A 25364-nucleotide genomic window follows, 5' to 3' on the forward strand; every position below is an offset into this window, starting at 1 on the left:
TTGGAGGCAGATCAGCTTCGAAGGCAGGTCAGCTTCGAAAGGAGGTCAGCTTCGAAGGGAGGTCAGCTTAGAAGCGCGACAGTATTGACGGGCGGACCGCGTCAAGGGGCGGACAGCACAGCGGCCGCCCACCCCGAGGGGTGGACGGCCGCAGAAAATGCCTAAAACTAGCCGGCGTGGGTCATCGACAGCAGGTCGAGGGCCTTATCCAGCTGCTCCTCGGTGATGTCACCGCGCTCCACAAAGCCCAGCGCCACCACTGCCTCGCGCACCGTGATGCCCTCGGCCACGGAATACTTGGCAATCTTGGCGGCGGCCTCATAGCCGATGATCTTATTCAGCGGCGTCACGATCGAGGGCGACATACCGGCGAGTGCGGCGGCGCGCTCCACGTTGGCCTCCAGGCCATCCACGGTCTTATCGGCCAGCACGATCGCGGCATTGGCCAGCAGACGAATCGACTCCAGAAGGGCGGTACCCATGATCGGAATCTGCACGTTCAGCTCAAACGCACCCGAGGCGCCACCGATGGCAATCGCGGCGTCGTTGCCAATCACGCGCGAGGCCACCATCAGCACGGCCTCCGGAATCACCGGGTTTACCTTGCCGGGCATGATCGAGGAGCCCGGCTGCAGGTCGGGGATGTGCAGCTCGCCCAGGCCGGTATTCGGGCCGGAACCCATCCAGCGCAGGTCGTTGCAAATCTTGGTGAAGCTCACGGCGATGGTCCGCAGCGCACCCGAGGCATCCACGAGGCCATCGCGGTTTGCCTGGGCCTCGAAGTGGTCCAGGGCCTCCGTGATCGGGAGCTTGGTATCGGCGGCGAGCAGGCGGATAACCTCCTGCGGGAAACCGATCGGCGTGTTAATGCCGGTACCCACGGCGGTTCCACCGAGGGGCACCTCGGCCACGCGCGGCAGCGCCGAGTTAATCCGCTCGATACCCAGGCGCACCTGGCGGGCATATCCACCAAACTCCTGGCCGAGGGTCACCGGGGTGGCGTCCATGAGGTGGGTGCGACCCGGCTTCACGGCGTCCTTCCACAGCACGGCCTTCTTCTCCAGGGCCACCGCCAGGTGCTCCAGGGCCGGGATGAGGGTCTCGATCAGGGCGCCGGTCACGGCAATATGCACCGAGGTGGGGAATACATCATTGGAGGACTGCGAGCAGTTCACGTGGTCGTTCGGGTGAACCGGCGCACCCAGGCGGGTGGTGGCCAGGTTCGACAGAACCTCGTTCATGTTCATATTCGAGCTGGTGCCCGAACCGGTCTGATAAACATCGATCGGGAACTGATCGGCGTACTCACCCGCGATGATCTGATCGGCGGCACCCTGAATGGCCTCGGCGATGCCGGCATCCAGCACACCCAGCTTGGCATTGGCCGCGGCGGCGGCCTTCTTCACCCGGGCGAGGGCCACAATCTGGGCCGGCTCAAGCCGCGATCCGGAGATCGGGAAGTTCTCTACCGCGCGCTGGGTCTGCGCGCTATAGAGGGCATTGATCGGAACACGGACTTCGCCCATGGTGTCATGTTCAATACGGTACTCGGCGGATGCGGTCTCAGACACGGTGTGCTGCTCTCCTCGATGTGTGAACGCTACATCGCGTTCGGGGTTGTGACGCCAGCGGCGTCGATGGGATCTACGTTGCCGATGATCACATCGGCAACAGCGGTGCCCTCCATCAAACGATAGTTGGCACCCACGATCGCCAGAGTTCCCTCGGCGACCGCTGCACTAATCATCTCAGACCGGCCCAACATTTCGGCGACGGTGCCGCGCAAATGGAGCTTTCCGACCTCCATCGGGTCGGCATCCACGATCGCGGAGCCGGACTGACCGGCCACCTTCACCACGGAGGGCACAATCTGACGAATGATATTGGCGATATGGGGAGGCAGGGGCTTGGCCTCGGGGCCGCAGGACACGATGGCCTCATGCACGGCACCACAGGCATCGTGACCCAGCACCACGATCAGCGGAACCTTCAGCACCGCCACCGCATACTCCAGCGAACCCAGCACCGAATCGGAAATCACCTGTCCGGCATTACGCACCACAAACAGGTCTCCGAGGCCCTTATCAAAAATGATCTCGGCCGAGAGACGCGAATCGGAGCAGCCAAATAGCGCGGCATCCGGGACCTGGATGGTGGCCAGCTGATGCCGGCGCTCCACATCCTGACGCGGGTGATTGGGCTTACCAGCAACAAATCTTTCGTTGCCGGCCTTCATCTGCTGCCAGGCCTCGGCGGGGGTCATTTCGGACATTATCGGGTTGCCTCGTTCTTGATTTGGGGGGTGAGTGCAGTGGCGAGAACGTCAAACTCCTCGGTGGGGGCGGTGCCCCACAGGACGTAGGTGGACGCACCGGCCGCGGTGGTCATGCCATAGCGGGCATTGCCCACCTCGGCACGAGAGCTGCGGTTATCGTAGATGGTCCACTCGATCCCATCGATGGTGCGGACGGAACTCGCCGGGGTGTTTTTCATCAGCTGGGCGGTCCAGGTGTCATTGGCATCCAGGCCCTGCGCGAGCGCGATGAACTCTTCCTTGGGGGTGAGGAAGCCGATCTCCCACGACGTCACGGAGCTCTTTTTACGCATCTCGGCGTAATTGGAGCTCCAGCCCGTGGGAAGTTCTGGGGTCACTAAAACCTGAGACACCGAGTCCTGCGCGTGAGACGCAACCTCCGCATAGTCCACGGTCTTCAGGAGTGATTCGGTGCTGCGCGGCACGGCAAGAACAATCACCGCGACCAGGCCCACCGTGACCAGCAGCGAAAAGACCAGGTTATTTACGGTCTTACGCATCCGATAATTGCGCGACTGGGTGGCCTTCCGATCCGCGGTCTCGGCCGCGGTCTCGGGGCGTCCCAGCTCGGCAACAACGCGCGGTTCGGAGTTCTTTTTGGCCATTATTAAAACGCTTCCTCCTCGGCGGCGACCGCGGGAGCGGCCTCGCCACCGGCGGCCGCGGCACGCGCGGCATCCAGGCGCGCCTTGGCGCCGATCAGCCACTGCTGGCAGCGATCGGCGAGGGCCTCGCCGCGCTCCCACAGCTCCAGAGAATGTTCCAGCGTGGAGGAGCCCTGCTCCAATTCGCCGACCACCCGGATCAGTTCGTCGCGGGCCTCTTCGTAGCTGAGGGAATCGATCTCGGGAAAGGAAGACATGGTGTTCATCCTATCGCGTTCGTCGGCGTGATTATTCGGGCCCCGTGGACGTGGCCCGCACGGCGCCATCGGCCAGGCTCACCCGCAGCGTCACACCCTCGGGGGCATCCGCAACCCCCCGAATCACGGCTCCGTCCGCGCCCTGCACGATCGCATAACCGCGGGCGAGCGTCTGCTGCGGGGACAGCGTGCGCAGCCGCGCCGTGAGATCCACGAGGGAGGACTCGGCCCGTTCGATGCGGCGGTCGATCAGCTCGGCCCCGCGCGCCACAAACCGGGTGATCTCCTCGGAGCGTTCGGTCACGATTCGGTCCCCGAAGGCGAGCGCGGGGCGGCTTCGAATCTGCTCGATCCGGCTGATCTCCGCGCCAATAAACTGCGCCAGGCGCCCGCTCAGCCGCGAACGTGCCTGCGCCACCCCGGCGAGTTCCTCGCCCACATCCGGGACCACGCGCTTCGCGGCATCGGTGGGGGTCGAGGCCCGCAGATCGGCCACATCATCCAGCAGCGGCCGGTCGGCCTCATGCCCAATCGCACTCACGATCGGTGTGTGGGCCGCCGCGGCCGCCCGCACCACCCGTTCATCGCTGAAGCCCAGGAGGTTTTGGAAATCACCGCCGCCGCGCGCGATGATGATCACCTCCGCCTCGGGATCGGCATCCAGCGCCTCGATGGCCGCAACCACCTCGCCCACGGTGCGCTCGCCCTGCACCGCCGCATGCCGCACCCGGAAGGCCACGGCGGGCCAGCGCAGCTGCGCATTGCGCAGCACGTCCTTCTCGGCGTCGGAATCCTTACCCGTGATCAGCCCGATCACGCCGGGTAGGAACGGCAGACGCTTTTTTCTGGCCGGATCAAAGAGCCCCTCCGCGGCGAGCGCGCGGCGCAGCCGCTCGAGCCGCTCCAGCAGATCGCCGAGCCCAACATGCTTCATCTGCATGACCTGCATCGTGAGGCTGCCGCCCTTGACCCAATAATTGGCCTTGACGAGGGCCACCACCCGGTCGCCCTGCTTCAGATTTTGGGGAAGTTTTGCGCGCACCGAGGACCAGATGGTGAAGCTCACGGTGGCATCCTGATCCACATCCTTGAGCTTTCCGTAAACATTGCCGCCGGATTGACCCCACTGGGTGATCTCACCCTCGACCCATACCGTGCCCAGGCGGTCGATATAGTCGCGAATCTTGGTTCCGAGCACGGAAACCGGCCACGGATCCTCCGCGGTTGCTGGCTGAATCGCCATGATTTGCTCCTCTCACCCGTTATCCATTGTGTCGGCCTACAATTGAGGCGTGAGTGACACAACTATTAGTCTGCCGATGCCGAGGATCCCCGGAGCCCGCAACCGGCTCCAGAATACCCCGGTCAACGGGTCCAAGAAGGTGCTCCTGGCCGCGCCCCGGGGCTATTGCGCCGGAGTCGACCGCGCGGTGATTGCCGTGGAGAAGGCCCTCAACCTCTATGGCGCACCCGTTTATGTGCGTAAACAGATCGTCCACAACGTGCATGTTGTGGCCGAACTGGAGGAGCAGGGAGCCATCTTCGTCGAGGAGGTAGACGAGGTTCCCGAGGGATCCCATATTGTTTTTAGCGCCCACGGCGTGTCCCCGGCCGTGGTGAACGCCGCGGCCGACCGCGGACTCCAGGCCATCGACGCCACGTGCCCCCTGGTCACCAAGGTGCACCGCGAGGCCGTGCGCTTTGACCGCGATGATTTTGAAATCCTGCTGATCGGCCACGCCGGTCACGAGGAAGTGGAGGGCACCGCCGGGCACGCGCTCGAGGCCACCACCATCGTGAACGGCCCCGAGGATGTTCCCCACGTGGTTGTCAAAAACCCCAATAAGGTGGTGTGGCTCTCGCAGACCACGCTCAGCGTGGACGAGACCATGGAGACCGTTCGCCTGCTGCGCGAGCGCTTCCCGAACCTGCAGGATCCGCCCTCCGATGATATTTGCTATGCCACCCAGAACCGTCAGGTTGCGATTAAGAAGATCGCCAATGACTCCGATCTGGTGATCGTGGTGGGCTCGGCCAATTCCTCCAACTCGGTGCGCCTCGTGGAGGTGGCGCTGGAATACGGTGCCCGCGCGGCCTATCGGGTGGACTATTCCACCGAGATTCGCCAGGAGTGGCTCGACGGCGTGGAGACCGTGGGCGTGACCAGCGGCGCGTCCGTCCCCGAGGTTCTGGTGGACGAGGTGCTCCGGGATCTGGCCGGTGCCGGCTATCTCGACGTGCAGGAAGTAAAAACCGCGGAGGAGGACCTGATGTTCTCGCTCCCCAAGGAACTGCGTAAGGACCTCGCCGGAAACCGCGATGCCCGTGCGCTCGGCGGGCGCACCCGATGACGCGCCCCGAACCGCGCTTCGGCGAATACGCCCCGGCCTCGGCGGATCGGCCCACCCCGGATACCTCCGAGGCGGAGACCCCCACCCCCGCGGAGCCGGCCGAGCCCGCCCGCGGGCTGGACGTATTTAACGAGCTGACCGATTCCGCGGCGGAGAGCACCGCGCCCGGCGCTCCCGAGCCCGGGCCCGCCGCGCCGGCCGAGGGGTCCCCCGCATCCGCGGAGGCCCCGGCACCGGCGAAGACACCCGCGGCGCGCCCCGCGCGTCCGGAATATGGCGAATATGCCACCCCCGAGGAGCAGGCCGCCCGGATGGGCGGCGCGGGAGGGGCTCATGCCCCCACCGCGGTGACCCCCGCGGCGCAGCGCCCCAATGCGGGGCTCTATGGTGCCGGCCCCGCCGCGGACGATACGACATCCCGGCCCGCCTCGGCCCCGGGCGAGGTACCGATCCGTCCGGCGGGTTCGCTCGCAAACCGGCCGCTGGGGAAAACCCCGGCGGGTGGCGAGGTGCCGATTCGTCCGGCGGGTTCGCTCGCGAATCGCCCGGTGGGTAACCGCCCGGCCTCCGCGGATGCCCCCGTGCAGCCGCCGCGCGATCGGATCATCAGCTTTATCCTGCTGGGCTTTGGCCTGTTCATGATCTTTAATACGCTGCCGCTCTATCTGAGCCTCGGCACCGAGATCGAGCGCACCCTGCGCGCGTTTAACGTCGAGGGTTATGACTCGGTGGGCACCGCGAATATCTTTGGCTGGATTGCGCTCGCGCTGACCATCGCCGCCTGGGCCGGAGCCGCGATCCTCACCATTCGCCGGGTGAACCGCGGCAAGCTCTCGTGGTGGATTCCGCTGATCGCCGGGGTCATCGGTTTTGTCCTGATCCTGATCGTGATGGCCGCCGCAATGCAGATCGACCCGAGCTTCCAGGACTTTAAACCCTCGCTGGAGGACGTCTTCACCACGTTTGGGTAGTATCCGGGCATAAAAAACCCTCGCCGCGAGATTCGCGGCGAGGGTTTTTCTGTGCCTAGATGCTGAGCGACTGCCCGTAGGAACCGAGCTGGCGGGTGGCCTCAACCACGCGCGCGGCCATCGCGTTCTCGGCGGTCTTGCCCCAGGCGCGGGGGTCATAAACCTTCTTATTGCCCACCTCACCGTCAACCTTGAGGAAGCCGTCGTAATTGCGCAGCACGCTATCGGCCACCGAACGCGAGAATGCGTACTGGGTATCGGTGTCGATATTCATCTTGATCACACCGTTCTGCACGGCCTCGGTGATCTCGGCGTCGGTGGAGCCCGAACCGCCGTGGAAGACCAGGTCCAGGGGCTTGGCGGCGGTGCCGTATTTGGCGGCCAGGCCGTCCTGGATTTCCTTGAGCAGCGAGGGCTGAAGCTTAACGTTGCCGGGCTTATAGATTCCGTGCACGTTTCCGAAGGTGAGCGCGGCCATATAGCGGCCCTGCTCCCCGAGGCCCAGGGCATCCACGGTCTGGATGGCATCCTCCAGCGTGGTGTACAGGTGCTCGTTGATGTCGTGGCTGACGCCGTCCTCCTCGCCACCAACCACGCCGATCTCGACCTCAAGAATGGCGTTGATGTTTTTGGTCATCTTGATGATCTTCTGCGCGATCTCCAGGTTCTCGCCCAGCGGCACGGCCGAGCCATCCCACATATGCGACTGGAAGATGGGGTTGCGGCCTGCCTTTACCTCCTCCTCGGAGGCGGCGATCAGCGGGTAGACGAAGTCGTCAAGCGCGTTTTTGGGGCAGTGATCGGTGTGCAGGGCCACGGTGATCGGGTAGTTATCGGCGATCGAGTGCACAAAGCGGGCGAAGGCCAGGGCTCCCGAGGCGCGGTTTTTCACGGTATGTCCCGCGAAATAATCGGCGCCACCGGTGGTGACCTGGATGATGCCGTCGGATCCGGCCTCGGTCAGACCCTGCAGCACGGCGTGGATGGTCTGCGAGGACGACACGTTGATGGCCGGGAAGGCAAATGTCTTCGCCTTGGCGGTGTCGAGCATCTGTGCGTACTGCTCCGGGGTTGCGATAGGCATTACTTCTCCTTCGTGGCGATGTCTAGTGAGTACTCGTATCGAGTCTACCCAGGGGAGGCCGCGGCATGTTCGGTAAATTGTGCGGATCTTAACCCGGTGCGACGCCTCCGGGAGGTGTCACGACCGGAGGGTGTGCACGTTTGTGCGGCCCCGACCCGCGCCCCGGTCGGCCCCGGTTCTGGCCGCGCGCGTGCCGATCCCTCCGTGCGCGGCCACCCGGCGCCCGGATCGGGCAGAATGGGGGCATGAGCGCATCCCTTTTGTCCCCCGAACTCCGCCAGCAGTTCCGCCGCGCCACCGTGGCCGCGGCCCGTGCCGCCTCGACCCGCGTGGGCGGCGGCGATGGTGATGCCGTGGATCTTGCGGCGGTCACCGCGCTGCGCGCCGAGTTTGCCGGCATTGCCGTGGCGGGCCGGATCATCGCGGGGGAGGGCGAGAAGGACGAGGCGCCGATGCTGCCCGCGGGTGAGCTTTTTGGCACGGGCGGCCCCGAGGTGGATATTGCCGTGGATCCCGTGGATGGCACGCGCCTGGCCGCGGCCGGGCTGCCGGGCTCGATGGTGGTTGTGGCGGTGGCCGGGCGCGGGGCCTTTGCCGAGATCGGGTCGGCCTTTTATGCCGAGAAATTTATCGCTTCGGGGCGGGTGCCCGGCCTGAGTCTCGCCGATCCGCTGGGCGAGACGATCCTCAAGATCGCGCGGGCCCGCGGGGTGGACACCGGGGCGGTGCGGGTCGCGATTCAGGACCGCCCGCGTAATGCCGAGGCCATTGCCGCGGTGCGCGCGGCCGGGGCCGAGTGTGTGCTCTTTGAGCACGGCGACGTCGAGCGCGGGCTGAATATCCTGCACGAGGATTCGCCCGTGGACCTCCTGGTGGGCATCGGTGGGGCGCCCGAGGCACTGATCGTGGCCGGGGCTGCCCGCGCGCTTGGCGGCCAGATGCAGGTGCGGCTCGCGCCGCAGAGCCGGGGCGAGCGTGCCCGGCTCGGGCGCGAGGGAATCGCCGTGGACCGGGTCCTGGGTCTCGACGAGCTGTGCGCCGGGCCGGCGGCGATTTTTGTCACCGCCGTGACCGATTGCGATATCGTGCCCGGCTCACCCATGGGCGGCGTGAGCGGCAGCGGCCTGGAGGAGAAAATCTGGTCCTGGGGCGCCTAGCCCGGTTGTGCCCGCGCGCAAGATTTGCGGTGTGCCGCGACGACGCGGCGCGCGGGACGGTCACACACCGCCCTATTTTCGAAAATTACGTTAAGAATACAGAAATTTAATTCTCTGTGGCGTGCCTTTACCGGGTCCGGGGGGAGCGCCGACGGGTAGGCTGAGGGCATCAGGACGGCCCGTGTGGCCGGCCATCTGTCCCATAAATTTCTAGGAGTCCTTCGCGATGACCAGTCCCGAAACCGAATCCCTCTATCTGCAGCCCGGACGAAACCTGGCGCTGGAGCTGGTTCGAGCCACCGAGGCCGCGGCCATTCGCGCGGTTCCCTATATCGGGCGCGGCGATAAGCTCGCGGCCGATGGTGCCGCGGTGGACGCCATGCGTGCCTTCCTGGGCACCGTGAACTTCGACGGCGTCGTGGTGATCGGGGAGGGCGAGAAGGATGAGGCCCCGATGCTCTTTAACGGCGAGCGGGTGGGCAACGGGCGCGGCCCGGCCTGCGATATCGCGGTGGATCCCATCGATGGTACAAGCCTCACGGCCGCGGGCCGCCAGAACGCGCTCTCGGTGATCGCGGTATCCGATCGTGGCTCGATGCTGGATGCCTCGAGCGTGTTTTATATGGATAAAATCGTGACCGGTCCCGAGGGTGTGGGTGTGGTGGATATCCGCCAGCCCGTGGCCGAGAATATTCGGGCGCTGGCCAAGGCCAAGGGTGTTTCCGTGGCCGATATTACGGTGGCCGTGCTGGATCGTCCCCGGCACGAGGGCCTGATCGAGGAGATTCGCCAGGCCGGTGCGGGCACCCGCCTGATGCTCGACGGCGATGTGGCCGGCGGTATCAACGCGGCCCGCTATGAGACCCGGATCGATATGTGTATCGGTGTGGGGGGCAGCCCCGAGGGCATCGTGACCGCGTGTGCGGTGAAGGCGCTGGGCGGGCTGATCCAGGGTCGTCTGTATCCGCAGACCGATGAGGAGCGTCAGCGAGGCATCGATGCCGGGCTCAAGATGGACTATGTTTATGAGGCCAATGAGCTGGTCAACAGCGATAACACCTTCTTTGTGGCCACGGGTGTGACCGATGGTGGTCTGGTGGCCGGAGTGCGCCGCCTCGGCCCGATCATCCGCACGGAGAGTGTGGTTCTGCGCTCGAAGTCGGGCACGATTCGCCGCGTGATCGCCGATCACCAGGCCGAGAAGTGGCTCTCCTAAGCGCGCATTTTTAGCTCCTCGGGGCGACAACCGGACCGGGTTCTTGACAGAACCCGGTCCGGTTTTTTGCCGGCACGGGGCGTGGTGCTGCGCGGCTCGTGGTTCCGGGTGGCACCCGACCGTGGTGCTCGGTGGCCCGGCCCGTGGTGCTGGGTGGCCCGGCCCGTGGTGCTGCGTGGTTCGGGTCCTGTGCGGTTCGTGCCCTCGGTGCTGCGTGGTTCCTGCCCGTGGCGCTCTGCGTCCCGTGGTTCTGTGTGGCTTCGGCCCGTGGCACTGTGCGGTTCCCATCCGTGGTGCTGTGTGGTTCGGGTGCTTGGTGCTGTGTGGTTCGGGTGCTTGGTGCTGTGTGGTTCGGGTGCTTGGTGCTGTGCGGTTCCCGCCGGTGGCGTTCTGTGTCCCGTGGTTCTGCGTGGCTTCGGCCCGTGGTTTTGCGTGGCTTCGGTCCGTGGTGCTGTGCGGTTCCGGCCCGTGGCGCTCTGCGTCCCACGGTTCTGTGTGACTCCGGCTCGTGGTTTTGCGCGACTTCGGCCCGTGGTCCTGCAAGACCTCGGTCCGGGCTCCTGCGTTTGCGCGGTTCGGGTGCGTGGTGCTGTGTGGCTTCTGCCCGTGGTCCTGCGCGGTTCGTGATCCTGCGAGATGCCGGCCCCTGGTGCTGCGGGGCCGGGCCCGTGGTCCTGCATGACCTCGGTCCGGGCCCCTGCGCGTTTCTGCGCGGTCCGGGTGCGTGGTGCCGTGTGGCTTCAGTCCGTGGTGCTGTGTGGTTTGGAACCGTGGTGCTGCGCGGCCCGTGGCTCTGCGCGGCTCCGGCCCGTGGCTCTGAGTGGCTTCCGCCCGCGGCCCGGCATGGCTCCGGCCCGGGTTCCTGTGTGGTTTCGGCCCGCGGGCCTACGCGGCTCCTCGTCCTGCCTGGTTTCGGAGGGCGAGGTGGCGGGGCCTGCCGGTGGATGGCGTCGCGGCGGCGAGTCTGGCGGCTGCGCGCTCCTTTAGAGGCAGTTGCGCGGCGGGGTTGCCGCCGTTCCCGAGCCACACTCGGCGGGCGTGCGGGGCGGTTGATGCCGGGATAGGCCCGCCCTGGGCCTCCGCGAGGGGAGGGGGCAGGATTTCCCGTTTGGCGGTCGGTAATAGGTCCGCTGCCCGGGGGCTGCCGGTGGCGGCCGACTTCTGGGGGCGGGGTGAGGCCGGGGTGAACCCGGTGTGGCCTCGGGGTGGCGGCTAGAACAGGCCCGCTTCCGGGCCGGACGTCGAGGGAAGGCCCGGGGCCGTTTTTTCGGTCCGGCGATCGGAGCCCTCGGTGGGGGCGGTCGCGGGCCCGGCGGTGTTTTGGGGAGGGGCGATATCCGCGGGGGCACCGGATTGTGTGGGAGCCTCCTCTGCCTCTGCCTCTGCCTCTGCCTCTGCCTCTGCCTCTGCCTCTGCCTCTGCCTCGTCCTCGCCCGGAACCGTGCCGCGCCCGCGGGCATCCGGGACGTTAAGGCCCGGGCCCTCCCGCTCGGCGTCGAGGGCCTCCACGAGTTCGTGGGCCGTGAGCTCGCGCGGGGTATCTTCGATCTCGGGGAGCGGGGCGATGAATTTGGATTCGTCGAGTCGGCCGAGCCGCCGCGCGCTGGGCAGCACCTGCCGCTCCATGGACCCCACAAAAACGTTGTAGTTTTTTACGGTGCGCTCGATGGAACGACCGAGCTTATCCAGGTGGCTCGCGGTGGTGGCCAGGCGCGAGTGCAATTCGCGGCTGAGGTCAAATAGCTCCTTGGCCTCGGTGGTGAGGACGTCCTGTTGCCAGCTGAAGGCCACGGTTTTAAGGACCGACCAGAGCGTGACCGGGGAGGCCAGCGCGACCCGCTTCGAGAACGCAAAATCGAGGAGCCCGCGGTCGGCCTCAAGCGCCGAGGACACCAGGGACTCGCTGGGGATGAAGGCGATGACCAGCTCGGGCGAGGCATCCAGCCCCTCCCAATAGGCCTTGGAGCCCAGGGCGGTGACGTGCTCGCGCACGGCCTTTACGTGGTCTCGCAGCAGCGCCTCGCGCCGCGCCCCCTCGGCCCCGGTGGCCTGGGCGGCGATGCCGCTGGCCTCCAGATAGGCGTTAGAGGGCACCTTGGCGTCTACCGCAATATTTTTGCCCCCGGGCAGGTGCACCACCATATCGGGGCGGCCAGCGCCGGAATCGCTGAGGATGCTGGACTGTACGGTGAAGTCCACGCGCTCGATCAGCCCCGCGGCCTCCACCACGTTGCGCAGCTGGGTTTCGCCCCAGACCCCGCGAATATTATTGGACCGGAGCGCCCCCGCGAGTGATTCCGCGGTGGAGCGCAGCCGCTCCTCGGATTCGGTGGCCGAGCGCAGCTGCTCGCTGAGCTCGCCGTGCTGCCGCGAGCGCTGGGCCTCCAGCTCCGTGACCGTGGCCTGCATGGTGTTGAGCGTGGCACGCACCGGGGCCAGGGCCTCGAGCACCTTACTCTCGGAGCCCTCGCGCTCGCGCTGGGCCGCGCGCTCCTCGCGCTGGCGCTGATCGAGCTCCACAAAGCGGCGGTGCTGTTCGCCCACCTGCTCGCGCAGCTCCGCGGCGGTAGCCTCAAGCGCGGCGAGTTCCACGCGCATGGCCGAACGCAGCTCGGCCTCCTGCGCGCGCTGGGAGACCAGCTCGGCGCGATGCCGGGCCTCCAGCAGCTCGGGATCGGGGAACCCCGCGGCGGCGGCCGGGCCGCGGCCGCGCGCAAGCAACCACCCGAGGGTGCCGCCCAGGGCGAGACCCAGGAACAGGCCGAGGAGGAGAAGAAGTAGGGGGTCCATGTCCTAAGTGTGCGGCATACCCCCGACATTGCCGGGACCGGCGGGCCCCGCGCGCGGTGGCCTATTTATCTACGAGGGTGACCTCAAAGCTATAGCGGTCGGGACGGAACGTATGATGCGAGAACTCGATCGCCGCGCCGGCATTATCGTAGGCGCAGCGGGTCATGGTGAGGACCGCGGTATCCCCGCGCTGATCCAGCAGCTCGGCCTCCACGGGCGACGCCAGGCGGGCCCCGATGCGTTGCTGGGCCACCCGCAGGTTCACGCCACGATTGCGCAGGATCTGATATAGCCCAAAGGTGGCAAGATCCTCGGCGCCGATTCCGGCGTGTGCGGCGGGAAGATAATTATCCATGATCGCGAGGGGCTTGCCCTCGGAGAGCCGCAGCCGGCGAATATGCAGTACCTCGCTGCCCACGGGCACGCTCAGCTCCGCGGCCACCTCGGCGGGTGCCGGGACCACCTCATGGGTGAGCACCTCGGTGCCGGGGTTTTTTCCGGCCCGGGCAAGATCGTCAAAGAGACTGGTGAGCGCCATCTTGCGACTCACCTGGCCCTGAACTACCTGGGTTCCGATGCCGCGCCGGCGCACCAGCAGGCCCTTATCCACGATCTCCTGGATCGCGCGACGCACGGTGGGGCGGGACAGCCCCAGCCGTTCGGCCAGCGCGATCTCGTTTTCGAGTTTCGCGCCCGGGGGCAGCGTGCCGTCCTGGATCGCCCGCTCGATGCGGGTGGACAGCTGGTGGTAGAGGGGAACCGGACCGGAGCGATCGAGGTCCATAAAGATATCGGTGGGGGATTCACTCTGAGCGTTCATTTGTACTCCCGGGGTGCGCCGTATAAAGCTGTGGTATGTGGGGACAATAGCACTCGTTGTTGAAAATCGGTAGGGTTTGGCGGTTACCGGTATCGGCGACGGGGCGCACCGGTTCGGTCGCCGACTGGCCGTGTGGGGCGGTTGCCGGGTACGATAGACCCTCGTGGCCCTCACTATTGGAATTGTCGGACTGCCCAACGTTGGCAAGTCAACCCTGTTTAACGCCCTGACGAAGAATCAGGTTCTCGCGGCGAACTATCCGTTCGCGACGATTGAGCCGAATATCGGGGTGGTTAACCTTCCCGACCCGCGCCTAAAGCAGCTCGCGGAGATCTTCGGCAGCGAGAAACTGCTGCCCGCGATGGTGTCCTTTGTGGATATCGCCGGAATTGTGCGCGGCGCGAGCGAGGGTGAGGGCCTGGGTAACCAGTTCCTCGCCAATATCCGTGAGGCCGATGCCATCGCCCAGGTGGTGCGTGGCTTTGCCGATTCCGACGTGGTGCACGTGGACGGCAAGGTGAACCCCGCCGGCGATATGGAGACCATTAACACCGAGCTGATGCTCGCGGATCTGCAGACCCTGGAAAAGGCCCTGCCCCGCTATGAGAAGGACGTCAAGGGCAAGCGCCTGGACCCGGCCGTGCTGGATGCGGCCACCCAGGCCATCGCCGCGCTGGAGGCGGGCACGCCCCTCTCGGCCGCGAAGGTGGACCTGGAGCCCCTCCGCGAGCTCGGCCTGCTCACCTCGAAGCCCTTTATCTATGTCTTTAACGTGGACGAGGAGGTGCTGCAGAGCGAGGAGAAGCTCGCCGAGCTCGCCGCCCTGGTGGCCCCCGCGAAGGCCATCTTCCTGGACGCCAAGCTGGAGTCCGAGCTGATCGACCTCGACGAGGAGGACGCCGCCGAGCTGCTGGCCTCCACCGGCCAGACCGAGTCCGGCCTGGACCAGCTCGCCCGCATCGGTTTTGATACCCTCGGCCTGCAGACCTATCTGACCGCGGGCCCCAAGGAATCGCGTGCCTGGACCATCCCCAAGGGTGCCAAGGCCCCGCAGGCCGCCGGCGTGATCCACACCGACTTCGAGCGTGGCTTCATCAAGGCCGAGATCATCTCCTTCGCCGACCTGGTCGAGACCGGCTCGGTGGCCGAGGCCCGCTCCAAGGGCAAGGCCCGCATGGAGGGCAAGGAATACATCATGCAGGATGGCGACGTGGTCGAGTTCCGCTTTAATGTCTAACATGACCGTCTGTCGGAAATTACGTGCGGCAGAATGAGCAGGTCGCGAGGTTCGAATTCGAATCGGGTGTTTAGCCACGGTTCTAGAGTGTCTAGTTTATTTTTCCTTTGTCTCGCTGGGCTGGCATTCGTGATCAGTTTTACCGCATTCACAGAGCAGGGGTTTCCTAGAAATATCTTGGATTTTTTGGCCTTTCTATCCTTAGCTATTACGTCTTTCGCCGCTTATTTAGCGATTATGATTTTTCGAAATCAAGAAACGCAAGCAAGAGTTCACGCCGCTGAACAGAAAAATCTCCTAGAGGAGATTAGGCTAATATCCGAGGCCGCAGAACGAAATTCGGGTTCGGCGAACGATAAAGTCAGAGTCTTAATCCGTCTTTTCAACAAGTCGCAGAAATCGAAATCGAAACCTCCTTTGACCCAGGAACAGGTGGCTCACGTGCAGGCCGCCTCCGCTGTTCCGATTAAGAATGCGGCACAGATCCTCTGGGTTGATGACAATCCGGAATGGGTCTCGCTGGAACGAGAGACTTTTGAAACGGGAGGTCTCCCTAGCGTCTTGGTTTCTACCACGACACAGGCGCTTGAGCTTCTTGACAAAAATACGTTCAGCGTTGTTATCACAGACATGGGACGAGTCGAGGGTGAACGCGAAGGTTACGTTCTTCTGGACGCAATGCGAGCTCGTCATGATACTACGCCTCTAATCGTATATTCCAGCTCGCGTCACCCAGAGCACGTCGCTGAAGTCCGTAAACATGGCGGACAAGGTGCAACGAATGAACCTTTTGAGCTTTTTGAACTCGTGATGAAAGAAGTAATCGGATTCAACGCCTGAATGGCTTTCTTGTGAGTGTTAGATTCTGATCTGAATTACATTTCCTTTCTTGAAGCGAAGGTAAATCTGAATTTAGTAACTTTGTCGATACTTTTTATGTAGCACGCCCTTCGCTAGTCGATATTCGAATCGCGGCCCATTTTCTCGTTGTGTACGCTGGCTGATACGAAAGGTCGCTGTCTCGGGTCAAGGGGGACTCTAGGCGGTTGGATCCGTGCCCCAGTCGCGACGAGCTACCCGTAAGCAATGCGATTTTACCCGCGAGAGAGTGATCGTCGGGCTGGAACAGGGTTGGTTATGAGGTGCATAGCTTTTTATGATGAAAGAGCACCGCCGTTCTTACGGTTTATACGTAAATCTGATGGAGAACCGCTAGGGCGCAGGGTATTTGTATCCCCAAGGAGAGCCCGGGTACAGCTACGCCCTGTGGATCTCCAGATCCCGGCGGCCCGGGGCGAACTCCTCGCGCAGCGCGCGGGCGGGGCGGTAATCGCCGCTGCGCAGCGTGCGGAAGCGCACCGGTTCCTCGGTTGCGAGCCCGGCGATGCGGGTGCGCAGACGGGTGACCTCGGCGGCCACGCCCTCGGGGTCAAGCCCATCGGCGTTAAAGATCGCGTGGGTCTCATAGGGGTCGATGCCCGAATAAAACAGGGTGCCGTGGCGCAGGCCAAACAGGATCGAATCGAGGTCGCCGCTGATCCCGCGCGGGCCCAGGGTGCGGGCATCCTCTCCCGCGGTCACGATGAGAAGGGCGCGTTTTCCCGCGAGCCTTCCGGCGCCATAGCGCTCGGGAAGCCCGGTCTCGGAATCCACGCCATCGGTGCCCAGCCCGGCACCAAAGACCCGGTCGATCCAGCCCTTCAACATGGCGGGAACGCCGTACCACCAGAGCGGGAACTGGATCACCAGCAGGTCGGCATCAAAGAGTTTTTGCTGCTCGGCCCGGACATCCGCGGGAAGCTCGCCGGCGTGCTGCGCCGCGATCCAGTTTTCGAGGAAACCGGCTCCGGAATCGGTGGCATGCTCCAGATCGGCGGGGCTCAGCAGCGGCTGGAACCCCATTTTATAAAGATCGCTCGTGGCAACGGTATGGGTATTTTCCAGCTCCGCGCGGGCCGCGTCAAAGAGGTGACGGTTGAGGGAGTGCTCCGCGGGATGCGCAAAAACATAGAGGGCGTGGGGGAGTGCTTGTGTGTCTGAAACGGTCATGAGACCATTTCAACAGGTACCTCACGATCTGTGAAGTATGCACTTTAATGTCACATACCGACCAAAAGGATAGTATTGGAATGCGGGAAGCCACAAAAAGCGCGCTCGAGGTCTGCCCGGTAGAGGTCACGATGAGCGTGATCGGCGGCTGCTGGAAGCTCACCATCATCGAACACCTCCTGGATGGCACGCTGCGCTTTGGCGAGCTGCGCCGCGCCGTGGGTGCCGTGACCGATCGTGTACTTACGCGGCAGCTGCGCGAGCTGGAGGCCGATGGCCTGGTCAGCCGCACCGTTTTTGCGGAGGTTCCGCCGCGCGTGGAATATGCGCTTACGCCGCTGGGCGAGACCCTGCGTCCCCTGGTGCACGGAATCGATAGCTGGGGGAAGCAGTGGGCGCGGGCGCAGGGGGCCGTTCTTTGGGGGCAGCAGACCCCGTAGAGCGCAAAAAGCCCCGGCCGCCGGGGCCGGGGCTTTATCGCTGCGGACTAGGGGCGAGCGGCCGAGCCGACCTGCGCACCCGCAATCGAGGTATTCAGCGTGTTCAGGCCGGGAACGGAGGCGGCCACGCGATTCATCACGTCACCCGCGATCGGGCCGGCGTTTCCGGACTGCACGGCACCGGTGAAGTTCACGGTCACGGTACCCGCGGCGCTCTCCACGATCGAATCCACATAGCAGTACGGGCTACCCACCGAGCAGGCGTCGCGGAAACTCGCGATGTCCAGCGAGGCGAGCAGCGCGGTCTGGGTTTGGGCGGCGATACCCGGGGAGGTCTCCACCGTCGGCGGTACCGGGTTGGGCCCGCCCGAGGTTTCCTCGGGTGCGGGAGCCTCGGTGGGCTCGGGATTCGAGGTCTCCTCGGGGGTGGGCTCCCCGCTCGGCGAGGCCGAGGCCGAGGCGCTCGGGGACGCCGAGGCGGAGGCGCTCGGGGACTCCGGCTTCGGCTGGGCACAGCCGGCGAGCAGGAGAACCGCGGCAAGAATCGGAATAATGCGTTTCATATTTACCACTCTATTCGCCTTCCCCCGCGGCGGGGCGCGCGGCTCGCCCGGGGAACGCCCCGCGCAGCGTCTCGACCGCATGGCGCACCGCCGCCACGATACGTACACTATCGGCCACCCCAAAACTGCGGGGCAGGCTCAGGCGCACGGCGGTCTGCGCGAGGCCGGAATCCACGCCCAGGGCCAGGAGCGCGGGGGAGGGCTCGGTGCTGCCCGCGGCGCAGGCCGAACCGCTGGAACACAGGATCGAGGAGCGCTCCAGCTCCAGGAGTACCGCCTCGCCCGCGGTGCCCTCAAAAAGAAACGACGCGTGTGCGGGAAGCCGGCGCGTGCGATGCCCGGTCAGCACGGATCCGGGAACCTCCGCAAGGATCCGCGAAATGAGTTCCTCGCGCAGCACCGCGAGCCGCGCGGATGCCTCCACGCGCTCCGCCTCGGCCAGCTCCAGCGCGCGGGCGAGCCCCACGGCCCCCGCCACGTTTTGGGTGCCCGAGCGCGAGCCGCGCTCCTGACCGCCGCCATAGTGCAGCGGTTCGAGCGGCACCCGCCCGCGAATATAGAGCGCGCCGATGCCCTTGGGGGTGCCCACCTTATGTCCGGAAACGGTCGCGGAATCCACCCCGAGCTCGCGCATATTCAGGGGGAGCCAGCCGGCGGCCTGCACCGCATCGGTATGCATTCGGGCCCCGGATTCCCGGGCCAGCGCCGAGAGCGCCGCAATATCCTGCACGCTCCCAAACTCGTTATTGGCATAGGCGATACTCACCAGCGTCGCGCCCGGTTCCAGCGCCTCCGCCAGAGCCTGCGGGGTGATCAGGCCCGCGGAATCCACGGCCACCGCGGCCTCCCGCACCCCGTGCAATCGCCGCAGCGCCGCGGCCGAGGCGAGCACCGAGGAGTGCTCGGTCTCGGCCCGGATCACGCGCGCGGCGGGATCGGCCGCGCCCAGCGTGATCCCGCGCAGCGCCAGATTATTGCCCTCGGTTCCCCCCGAGGTGAACACGATATCGCCCGCGCGCACCCCGAATATCGCGGCCACCCGTTCGCGGGCCTCGGTCAGCGCCCGGGCCGCGCTCAGGCCCAGATGGTGGCGGCTCGACGGGTTGCCAAACTCCCGCGTGAGATACGGCCACATCGCCTCCAATACCTCGGGGCGCGCGGCATCGGTGGCCGCGGCATCCAGATAGAGGCTCATGAGTGCGCGGCGATACTAACATCCAGCCCGAGGTCCAGGGCCCGGGCCGAATGGGTCAGCGCCCCCACCGAGATCACATCCACCCCGGTCTCGGCAATGGCGCGCACGGTGTCCAGGGAGACATTGCCGCTGGCCTCCACGAGGCTGCGCCCCGCGATCAGGCGCACCCCCTCGCGCAGATCCGCGAGCGAAAAATTATCCAGCATGATGGTATCCACCACGCCCGAGGCGAGCACGGGTGGCAGCTGCTCGGGGGAGTCCACCTCCACCTCCAGATGCATCGTATGTGGCATCCGTTCGCGCGCCTCGCGCAGGGCCCGCTCCAGGGGGATTCCGGCGGAGGCAAGCAATTCCCGGTGATTATCCTTAATCATCACGGCATCGGAGAGGCCGCGGCGGTGATTGCGGCCGCCGCCGGCGAGCACCGCGGCGCGCTCAAAGGCCCGCAGCCCGGGGGTGGTTTTGCGGGTATCCACGATGCGTGCGCCGGTGCCCGCGATCCGTTCCACAAAACTCGCCGTGAGCGTGGCAATCCCGCACATTCGTTGCACAAAATTCAGCCCAATGCGCTCGGCCTGGAGCACGCCGCGTGCGGGCCCGCTTACCCGCGCAAGCACGTCACCCGCGGCGAAGGCGGCGCCCTCGGCCCCGTCCACGACCACCCGGATGAGCGGATCGGTCAGGCTAAAGGCCGCGGCAAAAACCTCGCCGCCGGAAAAAATCCCGGGCTCCCGCGCCCGCAGCACCGCCTCGGCCCGGGCGGAGGCGGGCAGGAAGAGTTCGGCGCTGATATCTCCCCACGGGGCGTCCTCGGTGAGGGCCGCACCCACGGCGGCGGTGAGAAGGGCGGAGGGAATCATGCGGTGGCTCCAAGCTGATGGACGGGGCGGGGGGAGGGTGAAGAGCGTGGATCATCGGCGCGTTCATGGGCACCCAGGGAGGAGGCGCGGGCGCGGGCGGCGCGGGTTATGGCCAGAGCCAGCTCGCGCAGATTTTGATCCTCCGCCGCGGCGATCCCGCGCGGAGGCGAGGGCGCGTCCCGGATCCAGCCCCGCAGGATGCGCTCGGTGCGGTCCAGGCCGGCGCGATCACGGCGCAGCCCCAGATGCTCCCAGCACAGGCCTTGCAGCGCGGAGCGGCTATAGGCGGGTGCGGGTGCGGGTGCCGGCGCGGATTCGAGCGGGAGCGGCGGTTCCGGGTGCGTGCCGTGGCCCTGCCGCCACGGTCCCGGAGCGGTCAGTGCCGCCACCGCCTGCCGGGCAAAAACCACGGCCTCGAGGAGCGAATTGGAGGCGAGCCGGTTGGCGCCGTGTACACCCGTGCGCGCAGCCTCCCCGATGGCATAGAGCCCGGGGAGCGTGCTGCGGCCGCGGATATCGGTCTCGATCCCGCCCATCCAATAATGGGCGGCGGGCGCCACGGGGATACACTCGCGGGACCAGTCCAGGCCGCGGTCCGCGAGCTCCCGGGTGATGCCCGGAAAACGCGCCGCAAGTCTCTCCGCACCGAGGTGGCGTGCGTCCAGGTCCACCGGGCGGCCGCCGTCGCGGGCCATCGTGGCGGCGATCGCGCGGGCCACCACATCGCGCGGGGCGAGCTCGGCATCGGGATGCACGGCGGTCAGGAATCGCCGCCCGGAGCGATCCCGCAGGAGCGCGCCCTCGCCGCGCACGGCCTCGGAAATCAGGAAGCTTCCGGGGCGGGCGAGCGCGGTGGGATGGAACTGATAGAACTCGATATCGGCCAGGGCCGCCCCCGCGCGGGCGGCCGCGGCCACGCCATCGCCGGTGGCCAGCGTATCGGTCGTGGAATAGGCATAGAGCGCGCCGGCCCCGCCGGTCGCGAGAATCACGGCGTCGGCAAAAATCTCCTCGCGGCCGGTTCCGCGCCAGAACTCGGCCCCGCGCACGCGGCCCCCCGCGCCGAGCAGCTCCGCGAGGAAGTGATCCTCGCGCACGTCGATTTCCGCGGCGCGCACCGCGGCACAGAGCGCGCGGGATATCTCGGCCCCGGTGCGATCGCCCCCGGCATGCAGGATGCGCGCGGCGGAGTGGGCGGCCTCGCGGCCGCGGGCCCGCTCGCCTCCCGCGGCCCGGTCGAAGCGGGTGCCCGCGTGCTCCAGCGCGGCGATGGCCCCCTCGGCCGCGCCGCAGAGCAGCCGCACCGCCCCGGCATCGCCGTGCCCGGCCCCGGCGCGCAGCGTATCGGCCACGTGCGCGTCCACGCTATCGCCCGTGCCCGGCAGCACCGCGGCGATCCCGCCCTGCGCGCGCGGCGTGGAACCGCCGCCGAGCGCCCCGCGGGTCGCCAGAATCACGCGGTGTCCCGCGGCCCGGGCCTCCAGGGCCGCACTCAGCCCGGCGATACCCGAGCCGATGATCAGAACCCGCATGGGTCAGGGCCGGGCCGCGAGCATGGCCTCGAGGGCCACCCGGGCGGGAACCGCAACATCCTCGGGCACCGTGATCCGGTTGAGTACGGTGCCCTCGAGCAGGGCGTCCAGGACCCAGGCCAGATAGCCCGGGTGGATGCGATACATCGTGGAACACGGGCAGATCACATCGTCGAGGCAATAGATATTATGCTGCGGATACTGTGCCGCGAGGCGCTGCACGAGGTTAATCTCGGTGCCGATGGCAAATGTGGTGGGTTCCGTGGCGGCCGCGATGGCGCGCGCAATATAGTCGGTGGATCCGGCCTCATCCGCGGCATCCACCACGGCCATCGGGCACTCCGGGTGCACGATCACGCGCACGTCGGGATCGGCCAGGCGGGCGTTGTTAATCTGTTCCACCGTGAACCGGCGGTGTACCGAGCAGAATCCGTGCCACAGGATCACCCGCGCGTCCAGCAGTTCCTCCGCTGTATTTCCGCCGAGCGGGAGGTTGGGGTTCCACAGCGGCATCCGGTCCAGGCTCACCCCCATCGCCTTGGCGGTATTGCGCCCGAGGTGCTGATCGGGGAAAAACAGCACGCGCTGTCCGCGCGCAAATGCCCACTCCAGCACCGTTTGGGCATTGGAGGAGGTGCAGACGATCCCGCCGTTGCGCCCGCAGAAACCCTTGAGCGCCGCGGAGGAGTTCATATAGGTCACCGGGATCACGGGGGCCAGGCCCTCCGGGGTGGGCCCGCCCAGGGTTTCCAGGAGCGCCTCCCAGCACTCCTCCACCTCGTCGATATTGGCCATATCGGCCATCGAGCAGCCGGCCGCGAGATTGGGCAGGATCACCGCCTGTTCCGGGGCGGAGAGCATATCGGCGGTCTCGGCCATGAAGTGCACCCCACAAAATACGATGGCCTCGGCCGCGGGGCTGGATTTTGCGGCCCCCGCGAGCTGGAAGGAATCGCCCACATAATCGGCATAGCGCACCACCTCATCGCGCTGATAAAAATGGCCGAGGATCAGCAGCTTTTCCCCGAGGGTGGCCTTGGCCGCGCGGATGCGCCGGTCGAGCTCCTCGGCGGAGGCCTCGCGATAGAACCGCGGTAATTCGCCCTGCCGCGGGGAACCGGTGGGGATCACATCGCCCAGCGAGGCGCCCGGGCCATAGCCGGGCAGCCCCAGATCAAAAACCCAGGGGCCCTGGGCCAGGTCGGGATCGCATGTGGAGCCGGGTGCGGTTCCGGCCTCGATTGCGGTGATGGTGACGTCCACCGAGGCGGCGTCGGCGAGGGCAAGATTGCGGGCGGTCATCGTGATTCTCCCTGGGTGCGGCTGGTGGGTATGGGTTCGGCAAAGCGATAGAGGCGGGCGGGCCGGTGGCGGCCGCCGGTCTGGAGCTGGGTGGTGGCCACCACGCGCCCGCTGGACTCAAGCTGGCGGCGAAAATTGGCGGGGTCGAGGCGGCGACCCCAGACGCTCTCATAGACCTCGCGCAGCTGGGCGAGGGTGAAGAGGTCGCCGAGGAAGGCATGCGCCAGATGCGAATATTCCAGCTTTCCGCGCAGCCGGGCCACCGCATAATCGGCGATTTCCCGGTGGTCAAAGGCCATCTCGGGGAGGTCATCGGCGGGGAACCAGGCCACGTTTTCGGTGACCACGGCCTCCGCCGCCTCGTCCTCGCGCACCAGCGCCCAGTACACGATGGATACCACGCGGTGACCGGGGGAGCGGTTTAGCCCACCAAAAGCGTAGAGCTGTTCCAGATAGCGCGGCGAGAGGCCCGTGGTCTCGTTGAGCGTAAAGGCGGCGGATTCGGCGAGCTCCCGCTCGGGCTCGAGCGGCCCGCCGGGCAGCGCCCAGACTCCGCGCTGCGGATCGCGGATGCGGCGCACCAGCGGAATCCATACCGTGCGCCTTCCGCCGCCCTCGGGCGCGGGCCGCAGGGCAAAGATCACGGTTGACACGGCGAGTTCGAGGGGTGCCGAGGCAAACACGGGGAATCGACTCCGATCCTGAAGGGGTCCATTTTGAGTCATATTGACTTTAACGGTTTTCCCCATCTTAGGGTCATCCTGACCCGAACCCAAATGCGCGGCCCACACCCGGCCCCCACCCGGACCCCGCTAGGCTTTATCCGGGGTGCACTCGCGCACGCCGGAACGCGGGGGAATTACACGGTGGCGGTTCATCACGGCATTCGACGCGGCGCTGCCGCCCTCGCGCTGGCCCTGTCCGGGGCGCTGCTGCTGAGCTCCTGTAGCCCCGATGCGGGCCTGGTGCCCGCCGCCGCACACCCCGAGCCGCCGCGCGTGAGCGGCGAATATGCGCTGGCCCTCCCCGCCCCGACCGCGGCGCTCCTGCCGGCCGATGTGGTGGCCCCCTCCGATCGCGCGATCGCCGAGAACCTCTATGCCCAGCTGGTCACGGTGGATACCGAGGGCGCGGTGAGTGCCGATCTGGCCGAGTGGATCCGCTCCGAGGACCGCCAGACCTATGAGATTCGGGTGGCCCGGGACCATAAATTTGCCGACGGTGAAGCGATCACCGCGGAGTCCTTTGTGGCCGCGTGGCGCGAGGCCGCGGCGGAAAAGAACCATCACCCGGCGGCCTATGTTTTTGCCGATATTCGCGGCTTTGGGTTTGAACCGGGCTCCGAGCTCACCGGGCTCACGGTGCTGGACGAGTATACGTTCCGCGTGGAACTCACCCGCCCCGTATTTGATTTTGTCTATCGGCTGTCCCAGCTGGCATTCTCGCCGTTGCCGAGCGAGGCCCTCAAGGATCCCGCGGCCTTCGCCCGCGCCCCGCGCGGCAACGGCCCGTTTATCGTGGAGCCCACGCCCGACAGCGGTGCGCTGACGCTGCTGGCCAATGAGAATTATCGCGGCCCGCGCCCACCCGCGCAAAAACGCATCATCGTGGACGTGGCGGAGGGACCGGAGGCGGCCCTCGCCGCAATCGAGGCGGGCACCGTATCCGCGGCGATCCCCGTGCCCGATCGCTCGCTGGAGACCCTGGTCATCCCGCGCCGGTTGGAACATTTTGATGGCGAGGAGGGCCGCCTGCGCCGCGCCGCGATTTCGCTCGCGCTGGACCGCGAGGCACTGAGCGCACAGATCGAGGACTCGATTGCAACCCCCGCTACCTCCTTCACCGTGCCGGGAAGCGTGGCCGGGAACCCGCTGGCGGATCTGCTCCCCGAGGCGGAGAACCCGCTGCGCCACGACCCCGAGCGGGCGGCGGCACTATGGCGGGAGGCGGATGCGCTCAACCCGTGGTCGGGCACCCTCACCCTCGCGGTGAATCGCGATGGCGGCCACGCGGGCTGGGGTACCGCGGCTGCCGCGCAGATCGGGCAGGCCCTGGGCATTAACGCCGAGGCGCAGGTGCTGGATAACTTCCTGGGCCTGCGCGCGGGCATTAACGATCGCAGCCGGCCGAGCGCGTTCCGCGTGGGCTGGGGCGTGGACTATCCGGCCGCCGCCGATGTACTCGACGCGCAGTACAGCACGGGTGGGCCCTCCAATGACGGCAATTACAGCGAGCCCGCGCTGGATGAGGCGCTGCGCGAGCTGGGGCAGGCCCCCGATCTTGGGGCCGCCACCGCGGCCGCGGATCGGGCCCAAAAAATTCTTGCGCGGGATCTGCCGGCGGTGCCGCTCTGGGTGCGTGCGCCGCATGTATTGCTCGCTCCGGGGGCCGCGGAGGTGCCCGTGGGCTGGAATGGAACGCCGCGTCTTGACCTGATTGGTGCCCCCGCTACGGGCGCAAAATGAGCCCCCTTGGAGGGTCAAAAAAACCGCGACCTATACCTCTCTTAATAGGGCGCAGAAATAGAGCCCATATTTAAGGGGCACACGCGGTCACGGTGGGGTGGTCGGGGAGTGGGGGAACTGCCTCTCGGGTATGCGCATCCTCGCGCAGAAATCGGG

23 protein-coding genes are annotated in these 25364 nt (G+C 66.5%); 8 read left to right on the forward strand and 15 right to left on the reverse strand.

Annotation, left to right across the window (positions count from 1 at the left end; all coding sequences use genetic code 11):
• Window positions 1–167: 167 nt before the first annotated feature.
• From KXZ72_RS13835 to xseA, 5 genes are all read right to left on the reverse strand, one after another.
• Complete coding sequence (locus KXZ72_RS13835) at window positions 168–1526, reverse strand: class II fumarate hydratase (RefSeq protein WP_264159402.1); 1359 nt, start codon at window positions 1524–1526, stop codon at window positions 168–170.
• A gap of 74 nt (window positions 1527–1600) precedes the next feature.
• Complete coding sequence (locus tag KXZ72_RS13840) at window positions 1601–2272, reverse strand: carbonic anhydrase (protein ID WP_226081517.1); 672 nt, start codon at window positions 2270–2272, stop codon at window positions 1601–1603.
• Complete coding sequence (locus KXZ72_RS13845) at window positions 2272–2919, reverse strand: DUF4245 domain-containing protein (RefSeq protein ID WP_226081518.1); 648 nt, start codon at window positions 2917–2919, stop codon at window positions 2272–2274. The genes KXZ72_RS13840 and KXZ72_RS13845 overlap by 1 nt, the downstream gene beginning before the upstream one ends.
• Window positions 2920–2921: 2 nt before the next feature.
• The gene (locus KXZ72_RS13850) at window positions 2922–3176 is read right to left on the reverse strand and encodes an exodeoxyribonuclease VII small subunit (protein ID WP_226081519.1); all 255 of its coding nucleotides are present in this window, start codon (window positions 3174–3176) and stop codon (window positions 2922–2924) included.
• A 31-nt stretch (window positions 3177–3207) separates the two neighbouring features.
• Window positions 3208–4419 carry an exodeoxyribonuclease VII large subunit gene (gene xseA / locus KXZ72_RS13855; protein ID WP_226081520.1) on the reverse strand — a complete coding sequence of 404 codons (1212 nt, stop codon included), beginning with the start codon at window positions 4417–4419 and terminating at the stop codon, window positions 3208–3210.
• Window positions 4420–4495: 76 nt separating this feature from the next.
• Here xseA and KXZ72_RS13860 point away from each other — a divergent pair, with 76 nt between their 5' ends.
• Window positions 4496–5527 carry a 4-hydroxy-3-methylbut-2-enyl diphosphate reductase gene (locus KXZ72_RS13860; RefSeq protein WP_226083536.1) on the forward strand — a complete coding sequence of 344 codons (1032 nt, stop codon included), beginning with the start codon at window positions 4496–4498 and terminating at the stop codon, window positions 5525–5527.
• Window positions 5524–6498 (forward strand): DUF6264 family protein, encoded by a 975-nt coding sequence (locus tag KXZ72_RS13865; protein WP_226081521.1) that lies wholly within the window; start codon window positions 5524–5526, stop codon window positions 6496–6498. The genes KXZ72_RS13860 and KXZ72_RS13865 overlap by 4 nt, the downstream gene beginning before the upstream one ends.
• 55 nt (window positions 6499–6553) lie before the next feature.
• On the opposite strand, the gene fbaA is transcribed toward KXZ72_RS13865, so the two are convergent.
• The gene (gene fbaA / locus KXZ72_RS13870; protein WP_226081522.1) at window positions 6554–7582 is read right to left on the reverse strand and encodes a class II fructose-bisphosphate aldolase; all 1029 of its coding nucleotides are present in this window, start codon (window positions 7580–7582) and stop codon (window positions 6554–6556) included.
• 245 nt (window positions 7583–7827) lie between these two features.
• Between fbaA and KXZ72_RS13875 the strand changes: the two genes are divergently transcribed.
• Window positions 7828–8739, forward strand: a complete 912-nt coding sequence (locus KXZ72_RS13875; protein ID WP_226081523.1) for a fructose-bisphosphatase class II — start codon at window positions 7828–7830, stop codon at window positions 8737–8739.
• 226 nt (window positions 8740–8965) lie between these two features.
• Complete coding sequence (gene glpX / locus KXZ72_RS13880) at window positions 8966–9955, forward strand: class II fructose-bisphosphatase (protein ID WP_226081524.1); 990 nt, start codon at window positions 8966–8968, stop codon at window positions 9953–9955.
• Between the two features lie 1212 nt (window positions 9956–11167).
• Here glpX and rmuC read toward each other — a convergent pair.
• Window positions 11168–12745: a DNA recombination protein RmuC gene (gene rmuC / locus KXZ72_RS13885; RefSeq protein ID WP_226081525.1), complete on the reverse strand. Its 1578-nt coding sequence runs from the start codon at window positions 12743–12745 to the stop codon at window positions 11168–11170.
• 61 nt (window positions 12746–12806) lie between these two features.
• Entirely contained in the window at window positions 12807–13565 is a 759-nt protein-coding gene (locus KXZ72_RS13890) for a GntR family transcriptional regulator (protein ID WP_226081526.1), read from the reverse strand.
• A 163-nt stretch (window positions 13566–13728) separates the two neighbouring features.
• On the opposite strand from KXZ72_RS13890, the gene ychF reads away from it, so the two are divergent.
• Both ychF and KXZ72_RS13900 read left to right on the forward strand, forming a co-directional pair.
• Window positions 13729–14802, forward strand: coding sequence for a redox-regulated ATPase YchF (gene ychF / locus KXZ72_RS13895; RefSeq protein ID WP_226081527.1), 1074 nt, complete (start codon window positions 13729–13731; stop codon window positions 14800–14802).
• 129 nt (window positions 14803–14931) lie between these two features.
• Window positions 14932–15642 carry a response regulator gene (locus KXZ72_RS13900; RefSeq protein WP_226081528.1) on the forward strand — a complete coding sequence of 237 codons (711 nt, stop codon included), beginning with the start codon at window positions 14932–14934 and terminating at the stop codon, window positions 15640–15642.
• 417 nt (window positions 15643–16059) lie between these two features.
• Here KXZ72_RS13900 and KXZ72_RS13905 read toward each other — a convergent pair whose 3' ends face one another.
• Window positions 16060–16851 (reverse strand): NAD(P)H-dependent oxidoreductase, encoded by a 792-nt coding sequence (locus KXZ72_RS13905; RefSeq protein ID WP_226081529.1) that lies wholly within the window; start codon window positions 16849–16851, stop codon window positions 16060–16062.
• An 80-nt stretch (window positions 16852–16931) separates the two neighbouring features.
• On the opposite strand from KXZ72_RS13905, the gene KXZ72_RS13910 reads away from it, so the two are divergent.
• Window positions 16932–17291 (forward strand): winged helix-turn-helix transcriptional regulator, encoded by a 360-nt coding sequence (locus KXZ72_RS13910; RefSeq protein ID WP_226081530.1) that lies wholly within the window; start codon window positions 16932–16934, stop codon window positions 17289–17291.
• Between the two features lie 47 nt (window positions 17292–17338).
• Here KXZ72_RS13910 and KXZ72_RS13915 read toward each other — a convergent pair whose 3' ends face one another.
• From KXZ72_RS13915 to KXZ72_RS13940, 6 genes are read right to left on the reverse strand one after another with little or no spacing between them, the layout of a single operon-like run.
• Window positions 17339–17854, reverse strand: coding sequence for a hypothetical protein (locus tag KXZ72_RS13915; RefSeq protein ID WP_226081531.1), 516 nt, complete (start codon window positions 17852–17854; stop codon window positions 17339–17341).
• 10 nt (window positions 17855–17864) lie between these two features.
• Window positions 17865–19049 carry a cysteine desulfurase family protein gene (locus tag KXZ72_RS13920; RefSeq protein WP_226081532.1) on the reverse strand — a complete coding sequence of 395 codons (1185 nt, stop codon included), beginning with the start codon at window positions 19047–19049 and terminating at the stop codon, window positions 17865–17867.
• The gene (gene nadC, locus KXZ72_RS13925; protein ID WP_226081533.1) at window positions 19046–19909 is read right to left on the reverse strand and encodes a carboxylating nicotinate-nucleotide diphosphorylase; all 864 of its coding nucleotides are present in this window, start codon (window positions 19907–19909) and stop codon (window positions 19046–19048) included. The genes KXZ72_RS13920 and nadC overlap by 4 nt, the downstream gene beginning before the upstream one ends.
• Window positions 19906–21441, reverse strand: a complete 1536-nt coding sequence (gene nadB / locus KXZ72_RS13930) for an L-aspartate oxidase (RefSeq protein WP_226081534.1) — start codon at window positions 21439–21441, stop codon at window positions 19906–19908. Before nadB ends, nadC begins: the two co-directional genes overlap by 4 nt.
• A 3-nt stretch (window positions 21442–21444) precedes the next feature.
• Window positions 21445–22743, reverse strand: coding sequence for a quinolinate synthase NadA (gene nadA, locus KXZ72_RS13935; protein WP_226081535.1), 1299 nt, complete (start codon window positions 22741–22743; stop codon window positions 21445–21447).
• Window positions 22740–23468, reverse strand: coding sequence for an NUDIX hydrolase (locus KXZ72_RS13940; protein WP_226081536.1), 729 nt, complete (start codon window positions 23466–23468; stop codon window positions 22740–22742). Before KXZ72_RS13940 ends, nadA begins: the two co-directional genes overlap by 4 nt.
• Before the next feature lie 141 nt (window positions 23469–23609).
• On the opposite strand from KXZ72_RS13940, the gene KXZ72_RS13945 reads away from it, so the two are divergent.
• Window positions 23610–25208 carry an ABC transporter substrate-binding protein gene (locus KXZ72_RS13945; protein ID WP_226081537.1) on the forward strand — a complete coding sequence of 533 codons (1599 nt, stop codon included), beginning with the start codon at window positions 23610–23612 and terminating at the stop codon, window positions 25206–25208.
• Window positions 25209–25364 lie beyond the last annotated feature (156 nt).

Origin of the sequence: Mycetocola spongiae (assembly GCF_020424085.1) — a bacterium.
GTDB lineage: Bacteria > Actinomycetota > Actinomycetes > Actinomycetales > Microbacteriaceae > Mycetocola > Mycetocola spongiae.